The 12,467-nt window shown below is 42.6% G+C and carries 7 protein-coding genes; 3 read left to right on the top strand and 4 right to left on the bottom strand.

Annotated features, from left to right (window positions below; all coding sequences use genetic code 11):
- Positions 1–12: 12 nt before the first annotated feature.
- The gene (locus SporoP8_RS13225) at positions 13–924 is read left to right on the top strand and encodes a C40 family peptidase (RefSeq protein ID WP_085132940.1); all 912 of its coding nucleotides are present in this window, start codon (positions 13–15) and stop codon (positions 922–924) included.
- 216 nt (positions 925–1,140) lie between these two features.
- Positions 1,141–2,811 carry an N-acetylmuramoyl-L-alanine amidase gene (locus SporoP8_RS13220; RefSeq protein ID WP_085132939.1) on the top strand — a complete coding sequence of 557 codons (1,671 nt, stop codon included), beginning with the start codon at positions 1,141–1,143 and terminating at the stop codon, positions 2,809–2,811.
- Between the two features lie 2,197 nt (positions 2,812–5,008).
- On the opposite strand, the gene SporoP8_RS13210 is transcribed toward SporoP8_RS13220, so the two are convergent.
- Both SporoP8_RS13210 and aceA read right to left on the bottom strand, forming a co-directional pair.
- A complete protein-coding gene (locus tag SporoP8_RS13210) occupies positions 5,009–6,178 on the bottom strand; it encodes a pyridoxal-phosphate-dependent aminotransferase family protein (RefSeq protein WP_085132937.1) in 1,170 nt (389 codons plus the stop codon).
- Positions 6,179–6,403: 225 nt separating this feature from the next.
- Complete coding sequence (aceA, locus tag SporoP8_RS13205; protein ID WP_085132936.1) at positions 6,404–7,684, bottom strand: isocitrate lyase; 1,281 nt, start codon at positions 7,682–7,684, stop codon at positions 6,404–6,406.
- Between the two features lie 201 nt (positions 7,685–7,885).
- On the opposite strand from aceA, the gene SporoP8_RS13200 reads away from it, so the two are divergent.
- Positions 7,886–8,560 (top strand): LytTR family DNA-binding domain-containing protein, encoded by a 675-nt coding sequence (locus SporoP8_RS13200; protein WP_232319160.1) that lies wholly within the window; start codon positions 7,886–7,888, stop codon positions 8,558–8,560.
- A gap of 81 nt (positions 8,561–8,641) precedes the next feature.
- Here the strand turns inward: SporoP8_RS13200 and SporoP8_RS13195 are convergent, their stop codons facing one another.
- Together SporoP8_RS13195 and SporoP8_RS13190 are read right to left on the bottom strand one after the other, a co-directional pair.
- A complete protein-coding gene (locus SporoP8_RS13195; RefSeq protein WP_085132935.1) occupies positions 8,642–9,790 on the bottom strand; it encodes a polysaccharide pyruvyl transferase family protein in 1,149 nt (382 codons plus the stop codon).
- 122 nt (positions 9,791–9,912) lie between these two features.
- Positions 9,913–12,168, bottom strand: coding sequence for an S-layer homology domain-containing protein (locus SporoP8_RS13190; RefSeq protein ID WP_085132934.1), 2,256 nt, complete (start codon positions 12,166–12,168; stop codon positions 9,913–9,915).
- Positions 12,169–12,467 lie beyond the last annotated feature (299 nt).

The raw sequence follows: 12,467 nt of genomic DNA, 5'->3' as shown, positions 1-12,467 counted from the left end.
TTTGAGCACAGCATGAAACGTCTAATAACTCTGGTCATGGCAAGTCTACTATTCTTTTCATTCGTACCAGAATTTGCTTCCGCAAACTCACCAACATCATTAGTAAGCACTGCAAAAAAATATATGGGAACACCTTATCGTTTAGGTGGAGCAACCCCAACGGCTTTTGATTGTTCAGGATTCACTCAATACGTGTTCAATGAAGAAGGTCTTTCTATTCCAAGAACGACTGGGCAGCAAATGGCGACCGGAACTTCTATTTCTAAAAGCAATCTAGAAGTTGGGGATTTAGTATTCTTTAATACATCAGGTCGCGGCGTATCACACGTTGGCATCTATGTAGGGTCTAATAACTTTATCCACGCTTCTGTGAGCAAAGGCGTCATGATCTCCTCATTGGATGATCCATACTACTGGAAGAGCCGTTATATCGGTGCTCGACGCGTAGCGAAATTCACTGATAATGTAAGTAAAGAAGAAGATAAGGTAGCTGCGTCTGCTCCTGTTAAAGAAGTTGTGTATGCAACTCGCGGTGAAATAGCACAAGTACTTGCAGAAAAATTAGATCTGGATATGACGACGGCTAATGTTACATTTAAAGACGTAGATAAATCCAATCCTCACTACAACGCAATATCCGCAGTCGCAGAAGCAAATATTTTCTCTGGTGACGAAGGTAACTTCAATCCAAAGAAAGAATTAACTCGCGCTCAAATGGCAAAAGTTTTAGTACAAGCATTTGAACTAAGAGGTTCCGCTATTGCGAAATTCTCTGATGTTCCTCCTGGTCACTGGGCGACTGAATATATTAACATTTTATTCTACCATGAAATTACGACTGGTTACCTAGATGGTAGATATGGTTTGTCAGATAAAGTATCAATTGGGCAATTAAATAAATTCATCGATCGTATTAATAAATAATTATCCTACCGAATGTTCAAACTTGAACATTCGGTTTTCTCCGAATTCAGCTCTATCTCCCCCTTCTGTACCACAATCCCTTAAATAGTAATGAAGAATCATTATAGTCATATTGCTAATTTACGAACCATGACGAAAATATCTAGTAATTAGTTTTCATAACTGGTAAAATGAACCTATGAGTCTAGTAATACATTATATATTAAGGAGGATCTCATGAAACAAATTAAATGGGCAACAGTTGGTCTGTTGCTGCTAACCATCTTAGCTATCTCACCTCTCCAGTCATTTGCAAGCTTCAAGTTTTCCGACGTCCCCGCCAACAGTGAATATTACAAAGAAGTCCATTACATAGCGGAAAAAGGTATTATTAATCAAACACCTAAATTCAATCCTCAAGATAACTTACGACGTTCACATGTTGCGAAAATGCTCGTTATTGCAACTGAAACACAAGATACACCGTTGAAAAACATGGAAATTAACGGACTGAAGCCAACTAGCGAACAATACAAGTTTGCTAACATTGCTCTTCAAAAAGGATACTTCCCTAATACTGACGCAAACAACTTCAAACCGAATGAAGAAATTAAACGGGATGAAATGGCATACGCGATGTCAGTAGCATTTAACTTATCTGAAAAAGTAACGAGCCAAAAACCTTTAGGTATGGATGATGTGAAAAATCACAAATACGTTGATCGGATCAACGGTTTGTATTATGCAGGCATTACACAAGGCGACAACAAGAAATTCTTACCAAATAATTTGTTAACACGTAAACAATTCGCATTATTCGTTGCACGTGCGATGGACAAGCAGTTTGCGTTGACTGTTAAAACTCCAGATCAACAATCCAGCGTGAAGTATGTGCGCGTAGCAACTGGTGATGATTCAGATCCATTGAACGTACGCAGCGCACCTTCCGAGTCTTCTGCTATTATCCATGTGTTGCCTAACGGTACAGTGGTAGAAGTAATAGGCAAGCAAGGCATTTGGTTGAAAGTCAATATCAATGGTTTAGAAGGCTATATCCATGAATACTTCACGACTCCTAATTTAAATGATGTCAAACCGGATACACCAACACCTAAACCACCTGTCACTACACCAAAACCGACGCCTGTTGCGAAGACAATGGGTAAAGTAACGGTTAATAATTTGAATATGCGTTCTGCAGGTAATTCGAGTGCCCCTACTGTTGGGAAGCTTCAATCAGGCCAAAAAGTAGAAATTTTGTCCGTTTCGGGATATTGGGCAAAGATTCGCGCTGGTAGCACAACTGGTTATGTGCACAAGACCTATTTGAAGTTGTTGAATCAAACGGGTAATCCATTGAAAGATCGTATTATTGTTGTCGATGCAGGTCATGGCGGACATGATCCAGGCACTGGTAAGAATGGCACATCTGAAAAATCTATTACACTGAAAGTTGCAAAGAAAGTCGAAGCGAAGTTAAAAAATGCTGGCGCTAAAGTGTTAATGACGCGTTCCAATGATACGTATTACACACTTCAAGCTCGTACGGATTTCTCCAAGAAGAATTTTGCAGAAACATTCGTTTCCATTCATGTGAACGCAGCAGGTTTTGCTGCAAAAGGAGCAGAAGTCTTCTATGACTCTTCTTCCAACATAAACGCAACAGAAAGTCGCGATTTAGCTTCTTTCATCCAGCGCAATATTGTGCAAAAGGCGAATATGTCTGATCGTGGTGTAAAGAATAAAGGTTTTTATGTAATCAAAAATAATAACGTAGCTGCCGTTCTTGTGGAGTTAGGCTTCATTACAAATGCACAGGACTATTCGAAGTTGACAAGTGAACAGTATTTGAATATTTATGCTGATGCGATCTACACAGGTCTGTATCAATATTACAGTAAGCAATAATGTCATCCGCCTCCTAGGTTGTATCTAGGAGGTTTTTTTATTGTACGAGCGCAGTTGTGTAAACATAGTGTGTTTTTGTGGAGAGCACGGTTAATAGCGTCGCTCGATTGATTGTTGTGTACTGAAGTTAGCAAGTGTTCACTTTCTGGACCCGCGCAGGCACGTGGGGAAATGAATTAGTTTGTGTTTCTAACAAAAAGAAAAACAGTGGCATTGTGATAGCTATCATGTATTTCTTGCTCACTTTTTGTTGGGGACGTCGCTCGACTTATTTTTGGGTACTGAAGTTAGCGAGTGTTCACTTTCTGGACCCGCGCAGGCACGTGGGGGATTGCCTCCAGCCATGAGCCAGCTGGCGATGGGGCTGCCAGTTGTCTCATGGCCACGGCCTACCCCGCAGTTGTGCCTGTGCTACTTTGGGGTAATGAATTAGTTTGTGTTTCTAGCAAAGAGAAAACCAGTGACATTGTGATACATGTATTTCTTGCTCACTTTTTGTTGGGGACGTCGCTCGACTGGTTGTTGGATACTAAAATTAGTGTGTGTATGCTTTCTCGACCCGCGCAGGCACGTGGGGGATTGCCTACAGCCATGAGCCAGCTGGCGATGGGGCTGCCAGTTGTCTCATGGCCACGGCCTACCCCGCAGTTGTGCCTGTGCTACTTTGGGGAAATGAATTAGTTTGTGTTTCTAGCAAAGAAAAACTAGCAACATGGTGATACTGATCAAGTGTTTATTGCGAATGAAGTGCCCCGAAGATGCTAGCAAAACAAGGGACAACATCTATTACGCAACCTTGAAACCCTTTTGGCAGAACCATTACATGGCTGCCCGTCTTGCTCACTTTTTGTTGGGGACGTCGCTCGACTGATTGTTGGATACTAAAATTAGTGTGTGTATGCTTTCTCGACCCGCGCAGGCACGTGGGGGATTGCCTACAGCCATGAGCCAGCTGGCGGTAGGGCTGCCAGTTGTCTCATGGCCACGGCCTACCCCGCAGTTGTGCCTGCGCTACTGTAGGGAAATGAATTAGTTTGTGTTTCTAGCAAAAAGAAAACCAGTGACATTGTGATTGCTATCACTTGTTTTTTGCGAACAATGTGTCCTATACCCTATCAGCGAAGATGCTAGCAAAACAAGGGACATCATCTATTACGCAACCTTGAAACGCTTTTGGCAGAACCACTACCCAACTGCCCATCTTGCTCACTTTTGTTGGGTACGTCGCTCGACTTATTGTTGGATTCTGAAGTTAGCGAGTGTTCACTTTCTGAACCCGCGCAGGCACGTGGGGGATTGCCTACAGCCATGAGCCAGCTGGCGATGGGGCTGCCAGTTGTCTCATGGCCACGGCCTACCCCGCAGTTGTGCCTGCGCTACTGTGGGGTAATGAATTAGTTTGTGTTTCTAGTAAAAAGAAAACCAGTGACATGGTGATAGCGTTCACTTGTTCCTTGCGAGTGAAGTGTATGAACTGTCCTACACACTATCTAACGAAGGCGCCTGCTGTGGTAGGCGAAGTAAGGAGACAGAGACAGGCGCACTTCCTGTCTGTGGCTCCTTGCGAAAGCCATCCACCAGCGCCGCAGTGGGGGCAATGAGCATTACACTTACATTGCTAGCAAAACCACATACTCCTAACAGAAACGTAATCCAACAGCATTACTTCCATTTAAAACAAGTATCCAAACTGCCCCACACAATCTAACGAAGGCGCCTGCTGTGGTAGGCGAAGTAAGGAGACAGAGACAGGCGCACTTCCTGTCTGTGGCTCCTTGCGAAAGCCATCCACCAGCGCCGTAGTGGGGACAATGAGCATTACACTTACATTGCTAGCAAAACCACATACTCCTAACAGTAACGTAATCCAACAGCACTACTTCCATTTAAAACAATTATCCAAACTACCCCACACACTATCTAACGAAGGCGCCTGCTGTGGTAGGCGAAGTAAGGAGACAGAGACAGGCGCACTTCCTGTCTGTGGCTCCTTGCGAAAGCCATCCACCAGCGCCGTAGTGGGGACAATGAGCATTACACTTACATTGCTAGCGAAACCACAAACTCCTAACAGAATCGCAATCCAACAATGACATCTGCCGTCGTAGACTCAGCAAGAAAGTGGCTCCAATCACTAGCCGCTTACCAAACTAAAAAACCGTTATAAGAAGCAAGCTCCTCACAACGGATCATTTTATTAGACAATCAGCTGATTAACTTCTTTCGCAAATACACTTTGCGCTTTAGAAATATCTACTTCATGCCCCATCTCGTTCAACGTTTCACCAATTTGCATAACTGCCTTCTCCAGCATATCCGCTGTAGTATTCCCCATATGTCCGATACGGAACGCCTTGCCTGCTAAATGGGCGAGTGAACCGGATAGGACTGTCCCTTTCTCCGCCATAGCCGCACGGAACTTTCCGTCATCAATACCTTCAGGATACAAAATACAGCTCAATGTTGGTGCCGCCACTTCTTCTGTTGCAATCGCATTCATACCATAGACCGCTAGACTCTGTCGGACAGCGCGACCGAATGCTTGATGACGTTGAATTCTCGCGTCTAGCCCTTCTTCCAATACGATACGTAATCCCTCTTCTAACGCATACACTAAGTTGACTGCAGGCGTTGCGAAATATTTTGAAGGATCATGCATGATCGGAATCCAATTATAAATATCACAATAGTAAGCTTGCACTCGCTCCATGGCGGCACGAGCTTCCAAAGCTTTCTGATTAAACGCTACGAGCGCAATGCCTGGTGGAACTCCAATCGCTTTCTGGGATCCAGTCAAGACGATATCAATCGTGTTGCCTACCCCACCGTATTCTTTACTCATATCCTCATCCATTGCAGTAGTCGCACAAACGCCGTCTACAATAACAAGAGCACCATGCTTCTTAATAACGGGCACAACTGCTTCCAAATCAATCCTTACTCCAGTGGAAGTATCTGCGTGCGTCACAGTAACTGCCTTATAATTCCCTTCAGACAATTTCTGGTCGATTTCCTTAGGTGATACTTGCTGACCCCATTCGGATTGTAATACGTCTACTTGAATACCGAATGCTTGTCCCAATTTAATGAAACGGTCTCCGAAGTACCCTTGGCTAACGACGAGAAGTTTTTCTCCTTCAGCAACTGTATTGACAATCGCCATTTCCATTCCGATTGTTCCTGAACCGGCGACTACAAATACTTCACCGTCTGTATTAAAGATCTCTCTCGTTTGATCAATAGTATGTTTATAGATTTTCACAAAACGCGGATCAGTATGTGACCATGTCTCACTGGCCATTGCATCATAGATAGAATCGACTACTGGTGTGGGTCCAGGGATTAACAGCATTTCTTTATTTCTCATTATTTAATTCCTCCTCTTAATGAAGTACATATCTTCTATACTATACAAACTATTTTAATTTTTCAATCAAAAGAAAAGGAGGGATTGGATGTATATATCCAATTCCCTCCACACTTCACACTATCTAATTGAAGATGGTGTGACCCCGTTATCATATGAATACCCCTTTGTTGCAATGAATGAAACTTTCTCCCAAAGGTCACATTCGGTAAAGCAATTATACTATTAGAACTGTGCTGTTTCAGTTGAACCAGACATAGCAGTTGTTGAAGATTGACCTTCAGAGATAACTTGTGTAACTTCGTCAAAGTAACCTGTTCCAACTTCACGTTGGTGACGAGTAGCAGTATATCCTTTTGATTCGTTTTCAAACTCAGCTTGCTGAAGCTCTGAGTAAGCAGCCATTCCGCGAGTTTTGTAGCCATGTGCCAATTCGAACATGCTGTGGTTTAATGAGTGGAAACCAGCAAGTGTTACGAACTGGAACTTGTAGCCCATCTTACCAAGCTCCACTTGGTACTTCGCGATTGTTTCTTGATCAAGATTCGCTTTCCAGTTGAATGATGGTGAACAGTTATAAGCAAGCATTTTTTCAGGGAATTTCGCGTGAATTGCATCAGCGAATTCTTGTGCTTCTTCAAGTGATGGGTGAGAAGTTTCACACCATACTAGATCAGCATATTCAGCATAAGCAAGTCCACGTGCGATTGCTTGTTTGATACCTGGTGTAGTTTTGAAGAATCCTTCGTTCGTGCGCTCTCCCGTGATGAATGGAGCGTCGATTGGATCGATGTCGCTAGTTACCATATCCGCAGCGTCAGCGTCAGTACGAGCGATGATGACTGTATCAACACCTAGTACGTCAGCAGCTAGACGTGCAGCTGTAAGGTTACGAACTGCGTTTTGAGTTGGAAGAAGTACTTTACCACCCAAGTGTCCACATTTCTTTTCTGATGCTAATTGGTCTTCCAAGTGAACACCAGCAGCTCCAGCTTCGATCATGCCTTTCATCAATTCAAACACGTTCAATGGACCACCGAAACCAGCTTCCATGTCAGCTACGATTGGAGCGAACCAATTAAATCCGTCTTCACGGCCTTCAGCATGGTCGATTTGGTCTGCACGTTGAAGTGCTTGGTTGATGCGCTTAACAACTGCAGGTACAGAGTTTGCTGGATATAAACTTTGGTCAGGATACATTTGTCCTGCAAGGTTTGCATCAGCAGCAACTTGCCATCCGCTTAGATAAATAGCTTGTAGACCAGCTTTAACTTGTTGAACTGCTTGGTTACCCGTTAGTGCACCTAGTGCATTAATGAAATCCTCTTCATGAAGAGATTCCCAAAGGCGAGCAGCACCCTTTTCAGCTAGTGTATTTTGAATTAGAAGTGAACCTCTTAGTTTAACTACATCCTCAGCAGTGTAGTTACGTTTGATTCCTTTCCAACGGCTATCCTCGGCCCAGCTTTTCTCCAGTTGTGCAATTTGTTCTTGTCTAGTTGACATTATCTTCACACCTTCCCAATTTTTCAACGGCTAACTGTTACAATCTGTTTCATAACAGCTATCTTCGTTATGTATTACTATATAACAGTGCTTCAGAATTGTCAGTCCATTTCGACAAAAAGGCTTTTTTAGAGGATGAAAGAATGGTAGAATGGATGAAAGGGCATACATTGGAATAAAATTATATAAAAAGGGGATTTTATGAAGATTATGGAAAATATCGATATCCCAAAGAAAATTCTGAATCAATACGCTTCTGTATTAGAAGACTGGGTTCCAAAAGACGCGTCTATAGCTATCGCAGTATCTGAGCAGTATATTTATTATGTTCCAGGCATGCATGATATTCATTTGAAGGAAGGCCAGCATATCCAGACGGGCAGTATCGCGGAAGTTACGATCAAAGATCAGCGCAAAGTGGAAGTTGTCATGGATAATTCCCTTTATGGTACGTCTTACTTCGGTATTGGCTATCCTATTGACGTGCAGGGAGAAAATGGCGCGTTAATCATTATCCTTCCGCCTAACTTCCACGTACTCAAAAAAGCTCAGTTACAGTTCCTAACCGGGAAGAAAGATGATGAGTGGTTCCCCATCCCTTTAGACCAAGTCAGTTATGTAGAAAGTTTACATAAGAAAACATGGTTTTACACAGCGGGTGAGAATTATAATATTAGTTTCACGCTGAAAGATTTACACCTTCGTTTGCCGCGGTATTTCCTACGTATTCATCGTTCATACATTATTAATATGAATTGTATTGAAAAGATTTCGCGAGACTTTTCTTCGAATCTTGTAATTAAACTAAAAGACGGTACGGAATTGCCAGTTAGTCAAACGTATGTGAATGAAGTGCGGTCGCTTTTAGGTTTTTAATATAAAAAAGACTGAACACCATTCCAAGTAATTCTCGGTTGGTCTTCAGTCGGAGCATATGACTCATTTCATATGCTTTTTTTATTTGTTCTTTTTAATTGCGTCCGTAAATTGTTTTGTCCCTTTCATCGCTTCTTTATATAATGAAGCGGAAAGTTCTGCGGTTTTTGCACATGTACCTTGCCAGTCTACTGCCAGTGCATCAAAAGCTTTAGTGAAGTGATCGTCCGCTGTATGCATTTCACCAATTGGAATCGCCACATCTGATAGATCTGCAAGTTTCATGAAGTCTGTCACTTTATGATGGTAGCAGACCGCGATAACAGGTGTTGCCGTGCATGTTGCTAAGATCAACGAGTGCAATCTTGTGCCAATTACTATATCTTGTTCAGCAGAAATTTGCAGTAAATCTACTGGTAATAAATTACGATCGATTATAGTCGTTTTTTGAGCTTCCTTCATTAAGGATTGAATATCTTTCGTAACATCGGCATCTTGAGGGAACTTTGTAGCAAAGAATGTGATTTCTACAGGATGTTTAGCCGCTAATTCATCTAAGTTTCTCGCCATTCCTTCTATATATTGTTGATAGATATCTTCTTTGCTTTCCGGCCAGTAGCCAGCATGATAATAGGGTACAGCTGTAATCCCGATTTTCAACGGACGATCAGCTGTCACTGTGCGCTCACGTTTTAATGAAAATGCCGGATCCCCTATCACTTCCACAGGTTTCTGTACGCCTACTGACTTCAATAATTCAGCGGATTCAGGATCTCTCACTGAAATACTTTCAGCATGTTTGCTCATATACCGGATGAACCATTTGCCTAACTCACTGCTAAGAGGTCCTGCCCCACAGCCATAAATGACATAAGGGACACCAGAATTTTTAGCCATCATAGCGTATGATCCGTATAATGGTGCTTCGCGTTTATACAGATCCATTAGAATTCCGCCACCACCTATAATCAACAAGTCGAAGGTTTTAACAATCTTTTTGTTTTGAAGGTATGTAGCACCAAACGTTTTCACTGCGTTGCCTTTTTTATAATATAAAGGTGCACTCATTACTTGATAGCGCTTCGCAGTTTGCTTCGGGTTATTGCTGAATACCGTAATGACGTCACTTGGGACATTGAACGTCGATGTAACTTGTGAAATAAGACTCAATAAAATGGCTTCATCGCCATTATTGTCATTTCCGTAGTTCCCTACTATTCCTATTTTCAATTTATACCATCCTCTGCAGTTCATTTGCTATAAGTATAGCAGAGTGACCTTTTATAGTGTATTCAAAAGACAGAGAAGCCTTCCAATCCAAGAACACACCAAGGATTGGAAAGCTTCTATTATTACTTTTCTATACTTCTATATAAGAACGCACTGAATTGAGCACGGTTGACCGGCTTGCCTGGCATGAATTCCCCTTTTTCATTTCCAGTTGTAATGCCGTGGTTTGCCAAAATATGAATTTGCTTGTACGCACCATGCTGTGGGGAAACGTCTATGAATTTCTTCGCAGACTCTCCTTCTAAATTATAGGCTTTGACTAAAATCATCGCCATCTGCGAACGAGTCAACTGTCCTGTCGGATTAAATGTCCCATCAGAATAACCGCCTACGATATTGGCATTGGCGATCGCACTGATTTCTTTGTAATAGCGATGTGTCTTTGGAACATCACTGAATTCTTTACGTGCTTCCTCTGCCGGTGATAAATTGAAAGCTCGGCTTAAAATCAATGCCGCGTGCTCTCTTGACAAAGTGTTACCCGGATTGAATGTTCCGTCTGTATCTCCATTAATAATACCTCGATCACGTAAGAAATAGATTTCTGTCGCGTACGCATACGATAAAGGTACATCTTTGAACAATTCTTTATTCGGATTATCTATAATAGGTGGCGCAGGTGGGCCTTCAGTGGATTTCACTTCAACCGGTACAGAAATCACTTTCTTGCCAAGAGTCGCCTGCACTTGCCCTTTACCAACTGTTGTTGCCGTAAACGTTCCAGATGAAGTAATCGAACCAATATTACCTGTGACACTCCATACTAATTGGTGTGGTTGATAGATGATCGGTTTACCGGAAGCATCTGCCGGAGTAGCAGTAAATGTGATTTTTTCACCTGGCTTGACACTTGTTGCAGAAGACTTCACGTCGAGTCTTGCAGGTTGGTCAATGACCGTGATGGGGAAAGATTGTTCAGCTAATCCGTAGTTGACGCTGATGCGATCTTCTCCTGCCTGAACCGCTTTATATGTCAGACCTGTTCCTTCAACCGTTCCTTTTGCAGACGTCGTTTTCAATTGGGAAGCGCTCGGCACAATGGGATTATAATGCGCATCCAATACATGATTGATTTTCAAATCGGCTGTAGCACCGACCAACATTTCTCCCATTTGAGAACGGGAAACACTCACATGTGCTGGTTGCCCAGTTGGTGCGGTACTTACCGCTTCGAGAATTGCCGAGATATTTCGTTGTGTCGAATTGGATGTACGATTAGCCAATACTACTTCGTTACTGCCATAATTGCGAATTCCCATCGTAGTAGACCCGCCACCGTCAAAGTTCAACGCGCGGTCATATCCTTGTGATACAAGATAATTTGCAAATTGGATCAATGTCATGCCGTTACTATATCCTGCTCTTGAATCAACGGTCACCATATGAACTTGCTTTTTATCTTTACTGATTGCAATAGCCGTTCTAGCCGTCTTTGCGGTCGCACGCCAGTTATTCGTATCCATCGTGATATGGCGTTGTCCGTCTTTCACAAGCATCGGCCCACTCGCCATCATAAATTCAGAGTCTTTCCATTTATCATCGATTGATAGATTCAAGGACAGCGGATCTCCAACAGCGACGGATTTGAATCGTTCCAATCCTTTTTTCCCATGGATAGATACAACAAAACCATTTTTCGGTATCGTTGCTGCCTGCTTATCGCCGTAACCACGTACTTTGACCACTTTACCTTGAAGTTGCTGCCCATAATGGGTCGATGTGATCGGCGCATCTGTTTCAACGACTAATTCAATGCCGTATTCATTGGAACCGGTTGAGTTTTTCACATGCTGCGGAGTGAAGATGATGGTTTCATCCGCCTGACGCTCACGGTTAAGGCCCGTCATTTGAAAGACATTACCATTGACTCCCACTTCAATTCCTAGATTGAAATAATCAATTTCGGAAAGACCATTACTCGTCACACCAAATGCAATTGGATGGCTGACATAGAATGAACTTGCATTCGAGATGACACCACCATTAACGATTTCATTACCTTCGGACAACAGATACATCGGCATACCTGTGTTCATATCGAAAAACGAAGTGTTTACTGCACCTACAACGCGATGACCTTCTTTTGAATCGCGGTTTGCCAAAGTCAATGTAGGGGCTGTTTTCGAAATAGGTGCGGGAAGACCCATTTTCAATTTCGTGAATGGATCACTGAGATTCACGCCTATGTGATTGATGTGACTACTTGCTGAATATGTATAGTGAGAATAAGTAACACCTGAAGACACGGGGTAACTAGAAACAACTTTCGTGCTCGCCGCCGCTGAAAATGGCAATGAAATGAGCATAGCTGCTGACATAGCGGTAACGACTACCTTCCGCTTCGTGCGAGACAGCAAAGTATTTTGTACGATAACACAACTCCACCTTTCCTACTCTTATCAATCTCTAGTCTATCAAATAAGGCCTATGTTTTCATGCACCGTTTGAACGAAATAAGTAAAGAAAAGCAGAATTGTGGAATTTGAGAGAGATATAGGGATCTTATGAATTGGTGGTTTGGATTTATGATGCTTATCACTTATTTTAGCTCGAGACGTGGATCTTGGATGAAACAATGAGCGGGTTTTAGTCTGTATTGAGCGGTTACCGCGTGACT

Source organism: Sporosarcina ureae (assembly GCF_002101375.1).
Taxonomy (GTDB): domain Bacteria; phylum Bacillota; class Bacilli; order Bacillales_A; family Planococcaceae; genus Sporosarcina; species Sporosarcina ureae_B.
The sequence above is the reverse complement of the archived record's forward strand: the minus strand, read 5'-3'. Positions and strand labels throughout refer to the sequence as shown.